This is a genomic window from Francisella sp. 19S2-4 (genome assembly GCF_036281795.1).
GTDB lineage: Bacteria > Pseudomonadota > Gammaproteobacteria > Francisellales > Francisellaceae > Francisella.
Genome location: NZ_JAWUZH010000010.1, coordinates 15,831 through 36,600, shown reverse-complemented (window position 1 = coordinate 36,600; position 20,770 = coordinate 15,831). Strand labels below are relative to the sequence as shown.

The window sequence follows — 20,770 nt, the reverse complement described above, 5'->3', positions numbered from 1 at the left end:
GAGAAATATTTGATAAAACATAACTTAAGAGATATGACTTTTCTGCATTTTTGAATTAAAAATAATACTTTGTTATACTACAACATCATTAATCGTAATTAGTCTTTCGATCTTTAAGTACTTTAATAAGTTATGAAATTTAAAATATTCGATAAAACTTTCCAGCCTGGTGAAATGGCAACTCTAGCAATGCCTCTACCAAGCCAATATTCTTGTGCTCCGATGTATCTTCCGATAAAAATTCTTAATGGGGTTAAAGAAGGGCCTTGTATTTTAGTTTTTGGGATGGTCAATGGTGACGAATTTAATAGTATAGAGATTATTAACTCTCTACTAGAAGAAACAAACCCTAAAAAATTACATGGAACTATTGTCGCTATTCCAGTACTAAATATATTTGGATTAGTACATTCTGTAAAACACTCAACACCTTTAGAGCAAGCATTTCCTGGGGATGAGTACGGCTCTTATATGCATCGCTATGCTTATAGAGTAACACAAGAAATTATTAAGAAAGCAAATTACTCTATTCAAATTAAAACTGGTGGTTTAAATAACGAAATCCTACCTCAAGTCTACTTCAATGGTGATGATGAAGAATCCATAATAATGGCAAGAGCTTTCCAAGCTCCAGTAATAACAGCTGTAAATATGAATCAATCAAGCATTCGTAGGATTCATCAAGATTTACATATTCCCTTTATCTGTTATGAAGCTGGTGAGGCAAATAAATTTAATGAGGAAGATATCAATGTTGGTATAGCAGGTATCCAAAATGTTATGCGTAAATTAGGACTCTTAAGTGATGAAGAGTTTGTCCAACAAGTGAAGCCTTTAGTTTCTGAAGATACCGAATGGACAGTATCAGATAAGCCAGGAATACTAAGAACAGAGATAGAACTAGGAACAAGAGTCAAAGAAGGTGAAAAAATTGGTAAGCTTATAGATCCTTTTGGTAATGATGATAGTATTAATCTAAAATCTCCAATAGATGGTATTGTTCTTGGTATTAATAACTATCCTATGATTAAAGAAGGTGATCAAGTCTTTAAAGTTTCATCATTCCAAGATGATGAAAAAGCTGAAGCTAAAATAGAAGATTGGGAAGAAATTACAAAAGAAAACTTTAGTGATGAATAATAGATTATCATTTTTAGCACTAATTATATGGCTTACTTGTGCTATATTTTTTATGTATGAGTTTCTACTCAGAACTATATTAGGAACTTTTGAGCATCAAATTATCTCAGACCTAGATCTTAGTATACTTACATTTAGTATATTAAGTTCTACTGCATATCAGCTCACATATGGTGTGATGCAAATACCCGTTGGAATAATAACTGATAAGCTTGGACTTAAAAAAGCCCTTACTCTAGCTATATTAGTATGTGCTCTTGGTGTTGGCTTATTTGGAGTATGTAATGGCTTTGCTGCCGCTCTAATATATAGAGTAATGATAGGTTTTGGAGCATCTTTTGGATTCTTGTGCTTACTTATTGCTGTTTATGATTGGTTACCTCATAAGCATATAGGCTTATTTATAGGACTCTCTCAATTTATTGGCGTTATGGGGCCAATGTTAGCAGCAGGCCCTTTAGATTCATTATCACAGGCTGGTGGAATAAATTGGCGCTATGTCTTTATAGTATTAGCAATTGTTGGTGTAATATTAGCCATTTTAACACTACTTATTGTTAAAAATAATGATAATGATCAATCATCAACTGGATCAAATAAGAATAGATTTATTCTCCTAGAAAATCCAAGTTCTATTTTAGCTGAAATAAGAAGTATTTTTTCTAATAAACAGATCTGGTTAATAGCTGTATTTTCTGCCACATCCTATTTAGCTATAGAGTACTTATCTGAAAATGCTACTACTAGCTTCTTACAACTTAATGGTTTTAACTCTAAATTTTCATCTTATTTAATTACTCTAGCTTGGCTCGGATATGGTATTGGCTGTCCTGGTTTAGGAGCTATATCAGATAGAATTAGAAGAAGAAAACCTGTGATGGTTTTTGCAGTTTGTCTAGTTTTTATATCATTAGTAACAATAATATTTTTTCCGGTTAATAAAGCTATATTATATTTAGCATTTTTTTGTTTAGGCCTTGGTGCTAGTGGACAAAGTATTGGTTTTGCTATTATAGCTGAACAATCAAACTCAAATTGTCGAGCAGCAGCACTTGGAGTTAATAACTTCTTAATTATGTTTTCGGTAGGTATTGGCTCACCAATTATTAGTGAAATCTTTGATATATTTTCTAGTCAAGGTAAAAGTGTCTCAATACAAAGCTATCAATTAAGTTTAAGCTTACTACTTATATTTACAGCTATGGGTATATTAATTAGTATTTTCTTTATAAAGGAAACATTTTGCCGTTCAACAAAAGAAGTTATTTTCTTAGAAAAATAATTTTTAAAGCTGATCAAACTTATCTAGACTAATTGCTCGTGCTCTAAACTTATCCAAAACTAAGACAAAGATTATAATAGTACTAAATAATAAAGGTACTATTAAATAAATAAATGCACTATCAAAAACTTTTATATCTATATTTACTTTTAAAGGGCCTCCATTTAAATATACACTAATATAACTTATAAGATACTGAAATACTGCTCCACATAACCCTATAACCATATTTACTATAGCCAATGCTGTTGCCTTTATTTGTACAGGAAAAATCTCTTCAACTACTGAAAATGCTAGTAGCATACTAGATACACAAAAACCTATTACAAAAAACATAATATATAGAAAATCAGCAGAGATAAGCCTAGGGAAAATTATTACTGAAGAGAATACTAGTATAGTAATTATATTACAAATAAACATCCAAACCCTCTTCTCACCAAATATACTTGCTATAAAACCATGAGATGGTCCTCCTACAGCTATTCCTATAAATAACATCACACTTACATGAGCCGCAGTATGATCTGATAGTTGATAAGCTTGTTGTAAAAACAGTACATCATATAACTCAGAAAATGAGTTTACAACTATACCAACCATTAAACCTGCATATATTGCTAATAGCCAAAGCTTTTTATTTAATAGAAGTTTCAAACTTTCAGAAAAACTTAAATATTTAAATTTATTATTGATAGATTGATTAGGATTATTTGAGTACTTTAGAAAAAGTACAATAATTACACTCCATAATATGCCAAAATAACCTATTGCTGCCAAAGCTAATTGCCATCTATAAAGCTCAACTAAATATACCAATAGAACTTGACCAAATATTCCTCCAAGAACTCCTATGGTATTTGTAAGCCCAACAGCTATTGGGAAAAACCTCTCAGGCAGTACATCTGCAGCGACTTTTAATGTTCCTACAAAAGCTACAGCTGAACCTATTGCTATAAGAATTCTACCAATAAACATAGTATATAAACTAGGATTGTATACAAATAGAAGGATTCCTAAGCTCATTATTAGACAAGATATTGATAGCATTGCTTTTGAGCCATATTTATCTAAGAGGATACCAGCTGGAACTTGTGATATAGCATAAATAGGAAAATATATACTCATTATATAAGCTATATCTTCAATACCTACACCCATATCTGATGCTATAGGTTTTATTAAGACGCTTGGCGCAGTATGTTGAAAATAATCCAAGCCATAAAAGATTGCAGCAATAGACCAAATACTCCAACCAACTATTAAACTATATTTTGTAACTTTCATTTCTTATAATTTATAAAAATACTATATTTAGAGAATATAAGAAATTACTCTCTTTTAAAACTAATTACTTAAAAGATTAACACCAAGATCTTCTAAATTACTAAAAAGTTGCTGTTTTAGCTCATCGTTTGATAATTTTTCGTTTTCAAAATTATCATAAAAATTAGGTACTGACATTGAAAAACATAACTGCCCATTAAATATTGACGCTGATTTTCTAGCTATCTCTAGAACATTCTTACCACCCATACCACCAGGAGATGTTGCTAATAAAATAAGTTTTTTACCCTGAAAAATATTTGTCGATATACGCGAGCACCAATCAAGTAAATTTTTATAGAAAACGCTATAATTACCATTATGCTCAGCATGCGATATTAATATTAAATCAAACTCTGCTAATTTATCTAAAAATTTTTGAGCCTGAGGTGGAATACCTACTTCTGTTTCATGGTCTATAGAATAAATAGGCATTTCATAATCAGTAATATCAAGGAACTCAGTATTATCACCAATATTAGATAAAATATACTTTACTAACTTCTTATTTATTGAATTTTTACTATTAGACGCCGCAAAACCAAGAACTTTCATTACCCACCTATTTTAATTAATAATTTATCTCTATAAATAATATCATTAGAGAATGATATTATTAAATCTATTTTTAACTTCAAATAGATTAGAATTAAATAATGCATTTTTTAAGCTATAATATTCTTATAAGAATTGGTATAGCTATGTAATATGCTTTTATATAATGAAATAATTTTAAATATAGTTACAACTCTAACCTATATTGTAGTAATCGCTATAATAGCTGGTTTAAGCTTTTATACTCTCAAGAAACGTGCTAAGTCTAGTCGACAAGTTAAAAAACTAAAATCAAGAACCATATATGTTAGCCTAATAATATTCTTCTTAGCTCTTATAAAAATATGGGTTGGAGGAATTGGACATTTACTAACAATGCTCAGTTTAGTTGCCGCTGGTTTAGTAATAGTTAATAAAGAGACTGTGATGAATTTTGTTGGTTGGATTATTATTAACTGGCGTAGTTTGTTTTCTGAGGGTGATTATATTCAAATCCTAGGCTATCACGGCTATATTAAAGAAATTAAACTTTTTTATTTTAGAATGTATGAAACTATTGAACATGGCGATAAAAAAACTACAGGAAAATTAATTAAACTTCCAAATGCCTTAGTAATCACAAATCCAATATCTACTTTTACTAGTGATGATAGTGTTATCCTTCATAAAATACCTTTTCTAATCAATACTGATAAAGATGTTATAGAAATAGCTGAGAAATCAAATGCCATAATAAATGATATTATTATTGATAAATATCACTTTAATAAAGATTTCTCTAAAAGTAGTGTAATAAATAAGAGCAAACTAAAACATTGTGAGATTATTGATTTTAAACCCGATGTTGAAATAAAAACTCTAACAGACAAAGAAAATATTGTAAATATTCAAGCTAACTTCTATTGCTATATTAATGATAAAAAAGATATAGAACAGCTATATATAAAAGAACTTCTAAAAGAAATAAAACTTATCATCTCTTCCTCTTTATAAAGTTTTTCGTATAGAAATTTATACTACTAATCCATAGTGGACTAAATAATAAAGATAGTGATATTAAAGTAATACTGTATTGATATATGCTTATATCTAATATACCAGAAACATATCCCATAGATATCAATACAAAACTAAACTCTCCAATTTGAGATAGCATTGCTCCACCTATCAAGGCTTCATCTAATCTCTGTCTTAAGGCTTTAAAAATCAAAGTATTAATTATAGTATTAAGTATAAAAATTAATAGTAAAAATAATATAAACATTAAAATATGATCCCAAAATAACTTAACATCTATTAACATTCCTATAGAGATAAAGAATAACGCCATAAAAATAGTTTTAACAGTTGATAAACTATGACCAACCCATTCTGTTTCCTCTACAGTCGCAACTATCATTCCTCCAACAAAAGCTCCCAAAGCTGAAGATAACTGTAATGACTCTGTTAAAGTAGCCATACCAAAGCATATGACTAAGGCGGCAAAGACTCTCATTTCTTCATCTTTTCCTAAAACAGAAATAAAAGAAAGCTTAATATTTTTTTTCACTGCCATAATAGCAGCAATAGTTATAACAAGAATACCACCTAGTATCTGAATAATTATCTGTGTAATATCAGGAGACTCTCCCCCAATAATTCTAATAATAATTAGCATTGGAACGACAGCAAGATCCTGTATTAATAATACTCCTAATACATTCTGCCCAAGACGAGTTTTAATACTACCATTATCATTCAATAACTTAAGAACAACAGCTGTACTGCTTAGACTGACAACCGCACCAAAAAGTAATATTTTTGCTAAACTCCAATTTAAAGCTAAGCCTATTATTGAAACGACTAAACTTGTTACTAGCATTTGCAATATTGTTCCTATAGTAGGAACTTTCCAATTCTCAGCAAATTTACGCGGAGAAACTTCCATTCCCGCAAAAAATAATAAAAGAATAACTCCAATTTCACCAAGCCTAGATAGGCTCTCCTGATCTTGAATTAGTTTTAACCCATAGGGTCCCAATAAGATACCTGTCAAAAGATAAGCAACAACGTACGGTTGTTTCAGCTTTTTTATAATTATAGTAACAACTAGAATACCCAACATTACAAAAACAAAGATTGGTATCAAAGGCTCATTATGCATTTTTATTTTTTTATAACAATAACTTATGTTAATAATACTTTATATGTAATCTAAATTACACAATAATAAATATTTTTATAACAGACTATAAACTCTAATTACTATACTATCAAACTCTTTGTTAAAATTATTATAGACAGTTATACACTAAATAAAAAATCAATGAATGACCTGCAAAAATTACTAGAGCTAGATACAATCAATACTGCTAAAAAATTGCTAGGACATTTTCTTGTTAGAAAACAAAATGATACTTATATAATAGGTAAAATCGTTGAGACAGAAGCATACTTAAATAATGACTTAGCTTCTCATTCTTATCCTAAAAAAACTCAAAGAAATGCTATGATGTTCGAAAAACCTGGGGTGTCATATGTTTATTTCACCTATGGGATGCATTACTGTATGAATGTGGTTACATCAGAAGTTGGTATTGGTGAAGCTGTATTAATTAGGGCTTTAGAACCAATACAAGGTATAGATCAAATGCAAATTAATAGATCAAAAACTAAACTTAAAGACTTATGCTCTGGCCCAGCTAAATTAACTCAAGCATTAAATATTAACCTAAAAGACAATGGTCTTAATTTGCTTGATACAAATAATGACTTATATCTAGAATATAACAATGATTTGAATAACTTTGATATAGTAGAAACTCAACGAATAGGAATTTCTAAAGCTAAAGAAAAACTTCTTAGATTCTATATTAAAGACAATAATTTTATTTCTAAAAAATAAATAAAGATTACTATTTATCTAATACTAAAAAACTAACCAAAATATATAACTCAATGATAGAATATCTTTAAATATGTATAACATTAAAAGCATATGTCTATAGAAAAAAAATTAAGAAAAAAACTAGCGGTATGTCATCATGTAATTCATCACTATGGTTGGGATGACTTATTAGCTACTCATATATCAGCAAGACTAACTGATGGCAATATAATAATAACTCCTCACAATGTTACTTTTGATAAGGTTAATAGTAAAAATATAGTAACTGTCACTCTTGATGGTGAAATAGTTTCAAATAATGGCTATAAAGTAATGCCTCAAGCAGCAAATATCCATTTAGAAACTTATAAAGCTAGAAAAGATATAAATGCTATAATTCACACGCATAGTAAATATGGAGTCATATTATCATCCTTAGAATGTGGTATGCAATTTACTAACCAACAATCACTAAGATTCTATGATGATATATCATATCATCACTATGACGGCCTAGCTCTAGATAATGAAGGAAAAGCAATTGCAAATAGTCTTGGTGATAAAAATAATATGATGATACTTGATAATCATGGAATTATAACTACTGCCGAGTCTATAGAAAAAGCTATTTATAAACATTATTATTTTGAACAGGCTATAGAGTTAGAAGTTAAAACTCTAACTACAGGTCAGAAGATTAAGTTAATTCCAGATGAAGTATGCAAAAAAACTTCAGAACAATTTACTAAAATAAACACTTGTCATCTAGAATTTGAAGTTTTTAAAGAAATTACAAAACACTATCGTAAATAAGTTATTTTACATTTAGTTGCATCAATGTGACATCAATCCATTTATCAAATTTATAACCAACTTTTTTTAAAGTACCTACATTATTAAATCCTAATCTTTTATGGAACTCTATTGATACTGAAGTTGATATCTTTGCGATAATGGAATGAATATTAAGAAGCCTAGCTTTTGCAATTAAAGCTTTTGCTAATAAAATACCATAACCTTTACCTAAATTATCTTGATTAAGATATATGCTATTTTCAACTGTAAAACGATAAGCTGACCTATATGAAAATTTGGTTAAATAAGCATACCCAATAATAGTATTATCTTTCTCCAAAACTAAATACGGTAGAGAATTATTAATAACCTCATCTACTCTTCTACTCATTTCTAAAACCGATGGCACTTCTTCCTCAAAAGTTGAGATAGAATTAAGCACATAATACGAGTATATATTATGTATAGCTGATATATCTTTATCTGTCACTCTTCTTATTATGACTTTTTCATCAGAATTAATAACCATAGATCGCCTATTTTACTATAAGTTTAGTAGTTCTTTTCGAAAGTGCTTTTTCATTTATTTCTATACCAAGTCCTGGAACATCTGGTGCTTCAAAATAGCCATTCACAGGCTGAGGATCTTGAATACAAAGCTCTCTATTAAAGTCTTTAAGAGCGTAAGTATGATGCTCATGAATTATAAAATTTGGAATAGCAGATTCCAAATGTAAGCTTGCTGCTGTTGCAATTGGACCACCACAGACATGAGCTTGTATTTTAACATCATACATATCTACATAGTCACAAATTTTCTTAGCTTCTGTTAAACCTCCACATAAACCAATATCTGGCTGTAAAATGTCTATAGTCTGCTTCTCTATATACTCTCGCACACCATGTCTTAGATATAACCTTTCACCAGCAGCTATGGGAACTCGAAGTTTATCTTTTAGAGGCTCATGTAACTTACTATTTAGATAATTAACCGGTTCCTCAAAATATAGACAATTAAAATCTTCTGCTATTTCACCTAGCTGTAACGCTGAAGTTAAACTAGGTAGACTATGGCATTCAAAGATAATATCACCATTTTCACCAAGCACATCACGAATAGCCTGCATTCTCTGACGAATCAATTTCAAATGATCTCTACGAAATGGTAATGTACAATCATAAAGAGTATCACCTTTGTGATCAAACATCATAGGATCAACTTTGATTGCATCATACCCTTCTGCTACAGCTTTCTCTGTAGCTTTTGCATAATCTTCTGGTTTAAATAATGTCTTACGCTCATATTCATCCCAATCAAACTGCAATTGACTAGCATATGTTCTAAGCTTTTTATTTGTCTTACCACCAAGTAGCTGGTATACAGGTACTCCTAGAGCTTTACCTTTAATATCCCATAGAGCTATATCAATAGCACTCATTGCTGCATATACAACTGGACCTCCTCCAAGTCCCCAAAAGCTCTCACGTAGCATTCTATCCCACAATCTTTCACTTTCGAATGGATCTGTACCTATTACCATCTCTTCAGCAAACTCTTTAATCATATTAGCTGCTGCTGAGTGCCCTAAGTCATAAGCAAGACCGGCTTCTCCAACTCCTGTAATACCCTCGTCTGTAATCACTTTTACAAATACTGGTGACCATGCTGGTCTTTTATCACAATATACATCAAATATTTCTACTGCTACTATTTTCATCATTTAAACCTTATTATTTTAATTATTAAAATAAATCTTCTGAGCTACATTTCTAAATACATTTTCTGATATCGTATCATTATTGATATATTTATGTAAAAAACTCTGCCAGAAATCATAATTATCTTTATGTGAAACTGGAAAGTTTGACCCATAACATAACTGTGTATCATGTATATTTTCAAAAATAAAATCTAATGCTTTATTAATGTGAGAAAAATCATTATTTAGTTCAAATCCTGATAGTTTAAAATTCCAGTTGCTATTTTGTTTACACTCATTTATAAGAATATACCAACTCTCTAAACTCTCTTTATCATTAAATATTGGCAGGCCAAAATGCTCTATTACCATAGTTACTTTAGAGTTATCTATTTTTTCTAAAATATTTAAAAACTGCTTTGGATACATTTGAGCCTCAAATACTAAATTATTTTGTTGTAGAATCTTTAGTTTATCTTCTAAATCATTTGGAATATCTTTAGTAAACGGACTATAGCTAGATTTATTAGTTTTCGCCATAATCTGACGAATACCTACAATATCTTTATATTTTCTTATAGCTGTAGTTTTTTTCTCAAAACTGTCAATGTCTAAAGTAAAATCTACAAAAGCTACCACCTTAATACTTTTATTTGCAAACTCTGATTTAAGCCATTTATACTCACATAAAGGATCAAAGATCTCACTATGGGCTTCTATATGTACAAAAGCATCCGCATTTAAGCCTTCTGGAGTCACTCGACTAGGAAAGTTTGTATTTTTAACCCAATCATTATAGCCATTTTTGAGATCCCAAAAGTGTATATGTGAGTCAATTATATTCATATCAATATGTACTTATCTTAATTTTAAAATACCTATTTAGATTATAAACATATTTATATTTTTTTGAAAAAGACTTTACAAAAATTATTTAGTGAAATATAATACACGAAAATTAAATCATATATTAATATTCATATTTAATGAGAGAGGAGAGAAATATGACTAGACAAGATATAGATAATGCACTTGCTAAATGGAAAGATGGTTTATTAGAAATATCTAAAACTTATAGGGAAGGAGGAGACTATAAGAAATTAGCTCATAATCTTATCAAAGATATATATGCTTATGATAATAGTAATGTTCTATTTAAACCTACTTTAGCTTCTAAAAAAATGTTTAGAGGCGATTTAGAAGGTGCAGTATCTTATTTTGTTGCTGGTAATGATAATTATAGTGAAGATAATGGTTTTGCAATAAATCCTTGGGCAGAACTAGAGTTTGAAAATGCTGGATACATTATCGAAGATAATATCGGTATTGTCATGGGTAACAAACATCTAACTCAAACAGATGGTACAAAAGTAGTAGCTAATTATACGATGGCATTTAAACCAAATAAAAAAGGTGAACTACAAATCGTACTTCACCATTCATCTTTACCGTATACTCCAGTATAATAAGAGAAGATAAAAGAAACTAAATATAATTTTTTACAATGAGTATAAAAAAAAATCATAACTGGACTTTTTTAACAAATCATTCACATGTGTTATGTCTCATTAATAGTAACCCAAACATCACTATTAGAGATATGGCTATCAAGGTTGGGATCACTGAAAGAGCAGTCCTAAATATACTTAGTGACCTAACCGAGACAGCCTACTTAACTGTTACAAAAGTAGGAAGAAATAATCATTATGAGATTAATAAAGATAAAAACTTACGTCATTCCATAGAAAACCACTGTACTATAGATGATTTCTTAGAGCCATTAGTTGCAAAAAAATCATAGCAATTATATTTTAAAAAGCTTAAGATTTATCAAATTATCACTTACATGTCCTAAGCAATGCTTGTACAAATCATAGACTCCATATTACCTATATTTATTATTATTTTTATTGGTTGGCTAACTGGCTATCTGAAAATAGTTGGTGAAAATGCTCATCAGACTTGTGCAAAAATTGTCACAGTATATGTATTCCCCGCATTATTATTTATGCAAACAGCAACAGCTAAACCAGATCAAATATTTGACTTGCATTGGATGTCTGCTTTTTTGATTTCTATTGCTATTATTTGGGCTATTTGTTTTAGCGCAAGTATATTTATTTTTAAAGAATCTAAGAAAAATAGTGTTATGCAAGCTATGATAAATACTTTTACAGATATGGGTGGTATGGGGATTCCATTCTTTATGAGTATAATAGGCTCCGCAGCTCTTATATCTGTGGCTAAAGCTAATTTTGTAATATCTCTAACGCTTATCCCACTGACTATATTTTTATTAGAACTTTATTCAGGATCTAGAGAATCTAAAAAAGGTATTATACTTTATGCTCTATCTCACTCACTTAGAAAACCCATGTTCTTAGCTGTTGTATTTGGTGCTATTATTAGTCTCTTACATTTATATACAATGATACCAAAGCCAATTACAGACTCTATAGATCATGCCTCAAAAGCTTGCGTATTTATGTCGCTATTTACAGTTGGTCTAGCTCTATATGGAATTAGACTTCATTTAAGTAAGATGTTTATTTTTAATATAATAATGAAAAGCTTAGTTAGTGGTTTTATAGCTTGGGGAGTTGTTATCCTATTTGGTATCTCTGGAGATTCTGCTAAAGAGCTAGTTTATCTAGTAGCTATGCCTACAGCAACTATAGCTACTATATTTGCCCTACAATGGCGCGCAATTCCTGATGAAGCAACTAGTCTATATCTCGTATCAACAGTTCTATCTATAATTACATTACCAATGTGGATGTTTATATTAGGCTAAAATTATTTAATCTCACTAATAAATCTTGGAAAATATCTCTGTAAAACATAATGTAAAATACCCATAAATGCATGAGCATAAATATATATCTCTACAGGGTCGACTAATGTCTTATGTATTTCTTCTAAATCATGCATATAAGGTGACTGCCAGTTCCAAGCTGTAAACCAAAAGAAACCTGAAATCCAAGCTATAGATAATGCAAGTAATCCTAGACCTTGTACTATTGCAGCAAGACTACCACTTCTTGAATTTGGTAGTTTTAGTTTGCGCAACTCTGATATATCTACTTTTATAGCTGAGTAGTCATTATATAAATATGGAAAATAATAACGTAACCCTCTTTTATCAAGAGACATAATAACCAAAAGTACACTTAAAGCTGATAATGATAATCCGCAGAACATATGTATATATGCCCAAGTATTAAGCCCAAATTTAACATGCATGAAGTTACTATCTATAATTTGAAAAATAACTGCCATACCTACAATAATATGTAGTATACGAAAATTTTTATCTTGTGACTGGCCTAAATATTCCCAGAACGATTTTATAAAAGAATATGGTTTTTTTAAAAGTTTCATTTTACTTACTCACTATCACCCATAGCATTTTCAACTAGATTATTATCAAGCTCTTTTTTAGGTTTTATATTTGATATTACTTTTAGTTTTTCAACTTGACCAATTAAATTTCCACGACCTGTTTTTAACTTACTAAAAGCATTCTCATAAGATTTATTAGCATCAGTTATAGATTTACCAACTTTTTCTAGATCATCAACAAATCCTACGAACTTCTTATATAGCTCTTCTGCCCTACTATATATATCTGTAATACTCTGAGCTTGCTTTTCATAACGCCAAGTATTCTCAACTGCTCTTAATGCTACTAGTAAAGTTGTAGGACTGACTAAGATTATCTTTTGCTTAAATGCTTCATCATAAAGATTAGTATCATTATCCAAAGCTAGAAGCAAAGCGCCCTCTACAGGTATAAACATAAATATAAAATCTAATGAATTTATACCTTTTAAATTCTCATAATTTTTATTTGCAAGACCTTTGATATGCTCACGAATAGATCTTATATGAGCTTTTAGATAGGCTTGTTTTTGCTCTTCATCTGCAGCCATATAGTCATTGTATGCAAATAACGAAGTCTTAGCATCTATAATTATATCTCTATTATCAGGTAACTTAACAACCACATCGGGACGATATGCTTTACCTTCATCATCTGTAGTATGCTTTTCACGAAAATATTCAAAACCTTCTCTAAGACCAGATTTCTCAAGAACATTCTCAAGCACCATTTCACCCCAGATACCTTGTTGTTTTGTACTACTTCTAAGAGCATTAGTTAGGTTATGAGCCTCAGTAGTCATCTTTTGATTTAACTCTTTGAGAGTTTTTAACTCATTCTGTAGAGCTCCTCTAGCAGTAGATTCTTTATCATAAACATCTTCTACTTTCTGCTTAAAATCTTTTAACTGTTCACGCACAGGATTTAAAACACTATTTAAGCTTTCTTGATTACGCTCATTAAGCTTTTTTGAATTATCTTCAAAGATTTTACTAGCTAAATTCTCAAACTCAGTTTTTAGTTTAACTTCACTATTTTGTAATAGCTCTAACTTATCTTGCATAGCAGTATTTTGCTCTTTAAGCTGAGTTTCAAGCATTGATACTTGAGATCTATAATTTTTTATCTCTTCGATATAGCTATAAGATTTTTCTCTTTCTTCTTTAAGTTCTTGCTTTAACTCATCTATGCGTAGAGTATTATCTTGTTTTAACTCAGAATTTTTTTGTTTTTCCTGAGCTAAAAGTGTATCAAAAGTGACATTTTTTCCACGTAACTCAACTAGCTCATTCTGAGTTAAATCTTTATATTGCTCATAAGTTTGACGGATAGCCTCGACTTGTTTTGACTTCTTGCTCCACAACAAATAAAATATTACAACAAAAGCCACAATTAACACTATTAGTGCTATTAGAAAAATCATTTATTCCCTTATTAAATTTAAACTTAAAATGTATCTTTGATAATTTTATATCTTACTAACAATTAAATATATAGAACTTAATGAAACTTTTAAGATTTAGTGGTGATGAATTTTTCTTTAGGTAAAATTATAAAGACTAATGAAAATATAGCTAGTGTAACAGGGATAGCATACATAGCATTTTTCATAACAGGTAGACTAAGCTGATTTGTAATATCTGATGTTTGTAAGCTGATTATTAAACCAATTAATATTTGCATTATTGGTCCTCCACCCATATTTAATGTATTAGCTGAACCTTGCACGGATGCCTTTGGAAATTTATTAAACTTACGTCCAAGAAATGCAAAAATCATCGTATTTGCATTTGTAATAGCACCTATTAAAAATAAAATAGATATAAGAATAATCTCTGAAGTAAATGTCCCATTTATTAAAATTATAAATAGTCCAACCGTTACAAAACCACACATAACTAATAAGTTTTTAATATTTACTAACTTATCACTTAACCAACCAAAAAATATAGCTCCAAACAATCCACCTACCGTAATTATAGAAACAAGATATGCTGCTTGAGTTGGATCAATATGATAAGCTTTTTGTAAATAACTAGGACCCCATAAAGCTAAAAATGCTGTTTGAGGCGTACTTAAACACCCCATAAATATAGCTACAATCCAAAATAATGGTGACTTTATTAAACATTTAAGGTCTTTTAGAATATTATATAAGGTTTTTCCCTTAGCTAAACTTTTTGCTTCTCGACAAAACATAGTCCAAATAAGCATCAAAACTATGCCAAATGCTGCTGCGAATATATATGTTTCTCGCCAATTTCCAAGATAGTTTGTAAACTGCAACCATGGTCCTTGGCCTATTAATGCCCCTATCATTGCCATTAGCATAGTTACACCAATGAGAGTTCCTGAATACTTGACATTCTCAACAGATAAAGCAAATATTCCAATTATCGCAAAAGCAGAGCCAATTCCCATAAAAATTCGAGCAATTATTAATACTTCTAAATTAGGAGCTAAAGCAAACATTAACGAACTTATAGCTAAAATACTTATAGCTACTATCCATGTTTTATATAAGCCAAAACGATCAATTAAAATACTCGCTGGAATCATTAAACCAATATATGCAAAATAATAAGCTGATGATAGCGATGCTAAATGATTAGCTGATAAATGATATTGATTCTGTAGATTAATTAAAATAACACTATCGGATAGTCTAAGAGCATACTCATAAATCACATATATCCAACCAATCAGAAAATATCTCACTTTTATGTGCTCTTTTATTATTAACGCTTAGACTTAATAGATCCTTGTAAAGCTTTACGAATAGCTTCCGCTGGCGTTTTAGCATCTCCAATAGAACCTCGAATCATTTTTTCAGCATCCTTTTGCTTATATCCTAAGGCTAATAATGCATCTACAGACTCATTAAATATAGAGTTTGATATAGCTGCTGGTGTTAGAGCCTTATCAGAGTGTGATTCTGAATTACTTATACTAGAATCACCAGAATCCCCATAAATCTCATTAGCCATTTTTAACAATTTATCATATATTTCTACGACTAATCGCTCAGCAGTTTTTTTACCAATACCAGGTACTGTAGCTAATAGCCCATAATCTTTATTTTCAATACAGTGCAAAAGAGTTTTAGAGTCCATACCTGATAAAATAGCTAGAGCAGTTCTAGCCCCTATACCACTTACTTTAATTAGCTCCTGGAAAACTTTCTTATCAACTTTTGATTTAAAACCATATAATTGCTGAGCATCCTCTCTAACTACAAAATGCGTGTACAAACTTATAGTAGCTCCAGTCTCACTTAATGAATAAAAAGTAGTCATAGGTACAAAAACCTCATACCCTAAACCATTTACATCAATCAATAAAGCTGTAGGATCTTTCTCAATCAATACACCTTTTATAAAACTTATCATCGATAATATTCCTTAGCTCTTTTGAACTGTTGATAATTTAAAGCTTATTATTAATGAAATTAAAAAAGCTATTGGAAGAATAATTAATGCCTTTGATATATCTAAATTAAAGCTATGAACTAATAGACCAACAATAATTGGTACGACAAAACCTGATAACATTACTACAGTATTATTAATCCCAAAAAATATTGATTTTGGCTTATCAGCTCTATAGCTAGCAATAACTGTAAATGAAAGTGTTTGTCCAGCTGCTGCACAACCAATCAAAAATAATAAAACCATACTCATAGTCTCATTTAATTGTAATATTAATAATAAAGAGACACAGATTAATCCAAGTAATGAAACTACTGCTAAGATATTTATTTTATATTTAAATTTATCGTACATCAGGCCGAAAATAGGACTCCCAATACCAAGTCCTAACCAAAGAAAAGCAATCGTATATGAAGCTTGCGTTATATTGAATCCTTTGCTTTCAAGTAAACTTACACCCCAAATAGCTCCTAAAGTAGGTATAGTACAATAAACAAAGAATGCATATAGATAGACAGTCATTAGTTTTTTATTTAAAAGATTATTCTTTATATCACTAGTGAGTTCATTATCACTTAATGCTTGATTATTTTTTGGCCCCTCTTTAACAATAAGCAAAATTAAAACAGCCAGTATAACTCCTATAATCGCAGAGATAAATATAACCAATCTCCAGCTATTTAAATAACTCACAAAAAATAGCAACGGCCCACCTGCTAAAATTGGACCCATTGTACCTAATATCTGCGTTGAGCCAGAAAGAATTCCCATATATCGCATAGGAAACCATTGCGTTGATATTATCAATAAACCCAAAAATCCAAAAGCTGCACCTAACCCCATTAAACTTCTAGCAAAAACTGCTACACTTAAACTAGAAGTAATTGAGAAAAGTAAAGCTCCTAATGAGCATACTATAACTGCAAAGAATAATGATTTTTTGATCCCGAATTTATCAAATATAAACCCTACAGGAACTTGTAATAGCGAATAAAATAAATAAAATGCTCCACCAAATATAGAAAGAGTAAATGCTGTTGCATGGAAGTCATCAACAATATACTGATGCAAAGAATTTGGAAATACTCTTAAGAAAAACTCATAAAAGAAAAACATAGCACCAATAAGCCATATAGAGCAAGCTCTAAGATAATACTTTGAATTCATAAATAAACTAATTTTTATTTTGATAATGCCATTATAAGCACTGGAAAGTATATAAACAAATATTTTGTTTATTATTTATTTTTGTATTAATTATAAAAAAACTTTTTGATTTCTTTTAACCCATTTTTTAGTTTTTTCAGGTACTTCTCTATGATTAAACATCTGCTCAAAAAAATTTATTTTTAAACTATCTTCATTGCCAAACATTTCATCTAATAACTGTCCGAACTGCTCTGCTACAAGACTATCTTGCTTATTCTCTAAACCAATAAATATGCTTTTTAATCTAGTTGTAAAGTAAGCTTGCATAGCTTTATCTATCCAGCTGACGACTTCTTCAGAAGTTACACTACTTTCAAACTTTCCAGTCATAAAACCTTTATTCCATAAGGTATGTTTTAAGCCCGCATACTTCCTACCATAAAGATTATAAACAGCTGCATGAATTTTCTCTCCCATCTTAATACCATACTCGCTATACGGATCTTTATCTAAATTTAGACTGACTTCTTCACAAAGAGTTTTCCACCTTTTGTTAAAAACTTCTTCTGTTATTTTTCTCTCTTGCTTTAACTGATTATATTGCTGCTTTTCTAAATCATTTAAAATCTCTTCAAGAGAGTTTTCATAAATTCCTGACATATTAGACTCCTTAATCATATTAAACACTTTATTTATATCAAAAGGTTTTAAATCATCTTGCTCTATAAATTTAGAGAGTATAGTTATTAACTCTTCAAGCTGATCTTTTTGTTTTTTTAAAGTTTTCAATTGCAGTAAGAAACTCTCTTTAATATCTAACTTCTTATCTAAAATCTGTTTTATTTGCTTCAAATTAAAACCAAATGTTTTTAGGACTATTATATTTTGAAGTTTTAATAGATCTTTTTCCGTATAAATCCTATAACCACTTAAATTTCGTATAGGAACTAGCAAACCTAAATTATCATAATGATGTAAAGTCTTAATAGATACGCCTGTTAGCTTGCTAATTTCTTTTGTATACCACTGCATAAAAACCCTTCTTTTTTTGATATATCGAAATGTTAAAGTATCACCAAAGGTTAGGGTCAAGCTTTTATTTTGAAATTTATTTAATTCTTTTCTGAGCTACTCTGCTTGCCCCAGAGATTTTTGCTAAAGATCGACTACTATGGTAATGGCATATTGCTATAGCTAAAGCATCTGCTGCATCTTCTGGTGGTTTTTTACTTAGACCTAATAAAGACTGTACCATATGCTGAACTTGAGATTTAGCAGCGCCTCCAGTCCCAACAACAGCCTGCTTTATTTGTTTTGCAGAGTATTCACTAACCTCTAAATTATTAATTGCTAGAGTACACATCGCCACACCTCTAGCTTGACCTAGTTTGATAGCTCCCATAGGGTTTTGAAACATAAAAATTTGTTCTATTGCTGATTCAGTTGGCGCATATATATTTATAACTTCTGTTATACCATCTGCAATCTGTCTAAGTCTTTTAGCCGTCGCAGTTTCTGTAATACGAATACATCCACTAGCAACATAATATATTTTATTAGCTTGAACTTTTATAACCCCAAAACCTGTTATTCTTGAGCCTGGATCTATTCCTAAAATAACCATCTTCTTTTTTTTAGAGTTTCTTATAATATAACTAGAAAAATTTTATTATAGATAATATCTAATAGATATAAAAACTATCAATTATTTAATAGTTTAAATTACCCAAGCTGTTCCATTAGCTCTTGAGTAAAGTTAGCATTAGAATAAACATTTTGAACATCATCAAGATCTTCTAATTTATCAATTAGATTCATCACCTTTTCAGCAGTTTCAACATCCAACTCTGCTTTTGTTTCAGCATCAAAAGTAACTTCTGCACTTTCAGAATTAAAACCTTTTGCTATTAGAGCTTCTTGAACATCTGAGAAATCTTGAGGATCTGTAATCACATCAATACTACCATCTTCATGAGTAATCACATCCTCAGCACCTACTTCTAGTGCCACTTCCATAAGTTCATCTTCATTAACTCCTGGAGCAAAAGATATAATACCTCTTTTAGTAAACATATATGCTACTGAACCATCTGTACCTAGATTACCACCACTTTTTGTAAAAGCATGACGAACCTCACCAACTGTACGATTACGATTATCTGTCATACAGTCAACCATAATAGCTACGCCATTTGGTCCATACCCCTCATAGCGTACTTCTTCAACATTAGCACTATCGTCACCACCAGCACCTTTAAGTATCGCACGTTCAATCGTGTCCTTACTCATATTATTTGCTAATGCTGTAGCAACAGCTGCTCTTAATCTTGGATTAGAATCTTTATCACTACCTCCAAGTCTTGCAGCAACTGTAATCTCCCTAATTAACTTAGTAAAGATCTTACCGCGCTTTGCATCTTCTTTTGCTTTTTTATGCTTAATATTAGCCCATTTACTATGACCTGCCATTTTTACACCTTCGTTTAAATATAACTAACAACTTTTTCAACTAATTTTTCAATTCCTTGCGATGCTTCCAAGATATTCTTAGCACACATATAAGCAGGAGTTGATACTACTTTAACACCTTCATCCACACAAATATCTGTAGCATCCATGATTACAGCTTCAGCTCCTTTTTTCTCTAATATAGCTGAAGTATTTGGATCTGTACCAACTGTTGCTTTTGTACCTTCTGGATATACTAAAGGTATCATCAATGGAGCTATACAAATATAGCCAGCTGGTTTATCTGCCAAATAAAATGCCCTTGCAAAAGTCAAAACTTCTTCATCCATTTTATAAGTTTCATCACCTACAAAAGCAAAATCCATAATATTTTTTGCAGCTCCAAATCCTCCAGGGAAAATCACTGCATCATAATCATCACTATCAGCTTCTGCTATATCTATAACATTTCCTCTTGTTATACGAGCAGACTCTTCTAGTATGTTACGCGCAGATGCTTTATTATCAACAGATTGATGTAAATGATTAATTACATGTTTTTGATCTTTATTTAAAGCTACACCTTGCCACTCTAAACCATTTTTCTCTAAAGCTAATATAGTCAATACAGTTTCGTATATTTCTGAACCATCAAGATATCCACATCCAGATAATACTACCGCTACTTTTGCCATTTTA

General features: G+C 30.3%; 23 protein-coding genes. 8 read left to right on the top strand and 15 right to left on the bottom strand.

Annotation, left to right across the window (positions count from 1 at the left end; translation table 11 throughout):
• The first annotated feature begins 132 nt into the window (after positions 1-132).
• On the top strand, positions 133-1,140 hold the full coding sequence (locus tag R8535_RS03595; RefSeq protein ID WP_329496615.1) for a succinylglutamate desuccinylase/aspartoacylase family protein: 1,008 nt from the start codon (positions 133-135) through the stop codon (positions 1,138-1,140).
• Positions 1,133-2,422, top strand: a complete 1,290-nt coding sequence (locus R8535_RS03590; RefSeq protein ID WP_329496617.1) for an MFS transporter — start codon at positions 1,133-1,135, stop codon at positions 2,420-2,422. Before R8535_RS03595 ends, R8535_RS03590 begins: the two co-directional genes overlap by 8 nt.
• A gap of 3 nt (positions 2,423-2,425) precedes the next feature.
• On the opposite strand, the gene R8535_RS03585 is transcribed toward R8535_RS03590, so the two are convergent.
• On the bottom strand, positions 2,426-3,709 hold the full coding sequence (locus R8535_RS03585; protein WP_329496619.1) for an MFS transporter: 1,284 nt from the start codon (positions 3,707-3,709) through the stop codon (positions 2,426-2,428).
• 60 nt (positions 3,710-3,769) lie between these two features.
• Positions 3,770-4,303 carry an NADPH-dependent FMN reductase gene (locus R8535_RS03580; RefSeq protein ID WP_329496621.1) on the bottom strand — a complete coding sequence of 178 codons (534 nt, stop codon included), beginning with the start codon at positions 4,301-4,303 and terminating at the stop codon, positions 3,770-3,772.
• Between the two features lie 153 nt (positions 4,304-4,456).
• Between R8535_RS03580 and R8535_RS03575 the strand changes: the two genes are divergently transcribed.
• The gene (locus R8535_RS03575) at positions 4,457-5,296 is read left to right on the top strand and encodes a mechanosensitive ion channel domain-containing protein (RefSeq protein ID WP_329496623.1); all 840 of its coding nucleotides are present in this window, start codon (positions 4,457-4,459) and stop codon (positions 5,294-5,296) included.
• Here R8535_RS03575 and R8535_RS03570 read toward each other — a convergent pair.
• Positions 5,277-6,446, bottom strand: coding sequence for a cation:proton antiporter (locus R8535_RS03570; RefSeq protein WP_329496625.1), 1,170 nt, complete (start codon positions 6,444-6,446; stop codon positions 5,277-5,279). The genes R8535_RS03575 and R8535_RS03570 overlap by 20 nt on opposite strands.
• Positions 6,447-6,608: 162 nt before the next feature.
• On the opposite strand from R8535_RS03570, the gene R8535_RS03565 reads away from it, so the two are divergent.
• The gene (locus R8535_RS03565) at positions 6,609-7,187 is read left to right on the top strand and encodes a DNA-3-methyladenine glycosylase (RefSeq protein WP_329496627.1); all 579 of its coding nucleotides are present in this window, start codon (positions 6,609-6,611) and stop codon (positions 7,185-7,187) included.
• A 93-nt stretch (positions 7,188-7,280) separates the two neighbouring features.
• Positions 7,281-7,982: a class II aldolase/adducin family protein gene (locus R8535_RS03560; RefSeq protein WP_329496628.1), complete on the top strand. Its 702-nt coding sequence runs from the start codon at positions 7,281-7,283 to the stop codon at positions 7,980-7,982.
• A gap of 1 nt (position 7,983) precedes the next feature.
• On the opposite strand, the gene R8535_RS03555 is transcribed toward R8535_RS03560, so the two are convergent.
• The 3 genes from R8535_RS03555 to R8535_RS03545 are packed head-to-tail and all read right to left on the bottom strand — an operon-like array spanning position 7,984 to position 10,510.
• A complete protein-coding gene (locus R8535_RS03555) occupies positions 7,984-8,493 on the bottom strand; it encodes a GNAT family N-acetyltransferase (RefSeq protein WP_329496630.1) in 510 nt (169 codons plus the stop codon).
• 7 nt (positions 8,494-8,500) lie between these two features.
• Complete coding sequence (locus R8535_RS03550; protein ID WP_329499478.1) at positions 8,501-9,682, bottom strand: mandelate racemase/muconate lactonizing enzyme family protein; 1,182 nt, start codon at positions 9,680-9,682, stop codon at positions 8,501-8,503.
• A gap of 18 nt (positions 9,683-9,700) precedes the next feature.
• Entirely contained in the window at positions 9,701-10,510 is an 810-nt protein-coding gene (locus tag R8535_RS03545; protein WP_329496634.1) for an amidohydrolase family protein, read from the bottom strand.
• Between the two features lie 158 nt (positions 10,511-10,668).
• Here R8535_RS03545 and R8535_RS03540 point away from each other — a divergent pair, with 158 nt between their 5' ends.
• The 3 genes from R8535_RS03540 to R8535_RS03530 are packed head-to-tail and all read left to right on the top strand — an operon-like array spanning position 10,669 to position 12,458.
• Positions 10,669-11,130: a phosphoribosyl-AMP cyclohydrolase gene (locus tag R8535_RS03540; protein WP_329496636.1), complete on the top strand. Its 462-nt coding sequence runs from the start codon at positions 10,669-10,671 to the stop codon at positions 11,128-11,130.
• Positions 11,131-11,168: 38 nt separating this feature from the next.
• Entirely contained in the window at positions 11,169-11,465 is a 297-nt protein-coding gene (locus R8535_RS03535; RefSeq protein ID WP_329496638.1) for a helix-turn-helix transcriptional regulator, read from the top strand.
• 57 nt (positions 11,466-11,522) lie between these two features.
• Positions 11,523-12,458, top strand: a complete 936-nt coding sequence (locus tag R8535_RS03530) for an AEC family transporter (protein ID WP_329496640.1) — start codon at positions 11,523-11,525, stop codon at positions 12,456-12,458.
• Positions 12,459-12,460: 2 nt separating this feature from the next.
• Here the strand turns inward: R8535_RS03530 and R8535_RS03525 are convergent, their stop codons facing one another.
• The 9 genes from R8535_RS03525 to elbB form a co-directional block, all read right to left on the bottom strand.
• Positions 12,461-13,045 carry a cytochrome b/b6 domain-containing protein gene (locus R8535_RS03525; RefSeq protein WP_329496641.1) on the bottom strand — a complete coding sequence of 195 codons (585 nt, stop codon included), beginning with the start codon at positions 13,043-13,045 and terminating at the stop codon, positions 12,461-12,463.
• A 5-nt stretch (positions 13,046-13,050) separates the two neighbouring features.
• Positions 13,051-14,469, bottom strand: a complete 1,419-nt coding sequence (gene rmuC / locus R8535_RS03520) for a DNA recombination protein RmuC (protein WP_329496643.1) — start codon at positions 14,467-14,469, stop codon at positions 13,051-13,053.
• 89 nt (positions 14,470-14,558) lie between these two features.
• Entirely contained in the window at positions 14,559-15,764 is a 1,206-nt protein-coding gene (locus tag R8535_RS03515) for an MFS transporter (RefSeq protein WP_329496645.1), read from the bottom strand.
• A gap of 20 nt (positions 15,765-15,784) precedes the next feature.
• A complete protein-coding gene (gene ruvA / locus R8535_RS03510) occupies positions 15,785-16,435 on the bottom strand; it encodes a Holliday junction branch migration protein RuvA (protein WP_329496647.1) in 651 nt (216 codons plus the stop codon).
• A 12-nt stretch (positions 16,436-16,447) separates the two neighbouring features.
• Positions 16,448-17,641: an MFS transporter gene (locus tag R8535_RS03505; RefSeq protein ID WP_329496649.1), complete on the bottom strand. Its 1,194-nt coding sequence runs from the start codon at positions 17,639-17,641 to the stop codon at positions 16,448-16,450.
• Positions 17,642-17,731: 90 nt separating this feature from the next.
• The gene (locus R8535_RS03500; RefSeq protein WP_329496651.1) at positions 17,732-18,655 is read right to left on the bottom strand and encodes a MerR family transcriptional regulator; all 924 of its coding nucleotides are present in this window, start codon (positions 18,653-18,655) and stop codon (positions 17,732-17,734) included.
• A gap of 76 nt (positions 18,656-18,731) precedes the next feature.
• The gene (gene ruvC, locus R8535_RS03495) at positions 18,732-19,247 is read right to left on the bottom strand and encodes a crossover junction endodeoxyribonuclease RuvC (protein WP_329496652.1); all 516 of its coding nucleotides are present in this window, start codon (positions 19,245-19,247) and stop codon (positions 18,732-18,734) included.
• A gap of 98 nt (positions 19,248-19,345) precedes the next feature.
• Positions 19,346-20,092, bottom strand: coding sequence for a YebC/PmpR family DNA-binding transcriptional regulator (locus R8535_RS03490; RefSeq protein WP_329496655.1), 747 nt, complete (start codon positions 20,090-20,092; stop codon positions 19,346-19,348).
• Positions 20,093-20,106: 14 nt separating this feature from the next.
• Complete coding sequence (elbB, locus tag R8535_RS03485) at positions 20,107-20,766, bottom strand: isoprenoid biosynthesis glyoxalase ElbB (RefSeq protein WP_329496657.1); 660 nt, start codon at positions 20,764-20,766, stop codon at positions 20,107-20,109.
• Between the last annotated feature and the right edge of the window lie 4 nt (positions 20,767-20,770).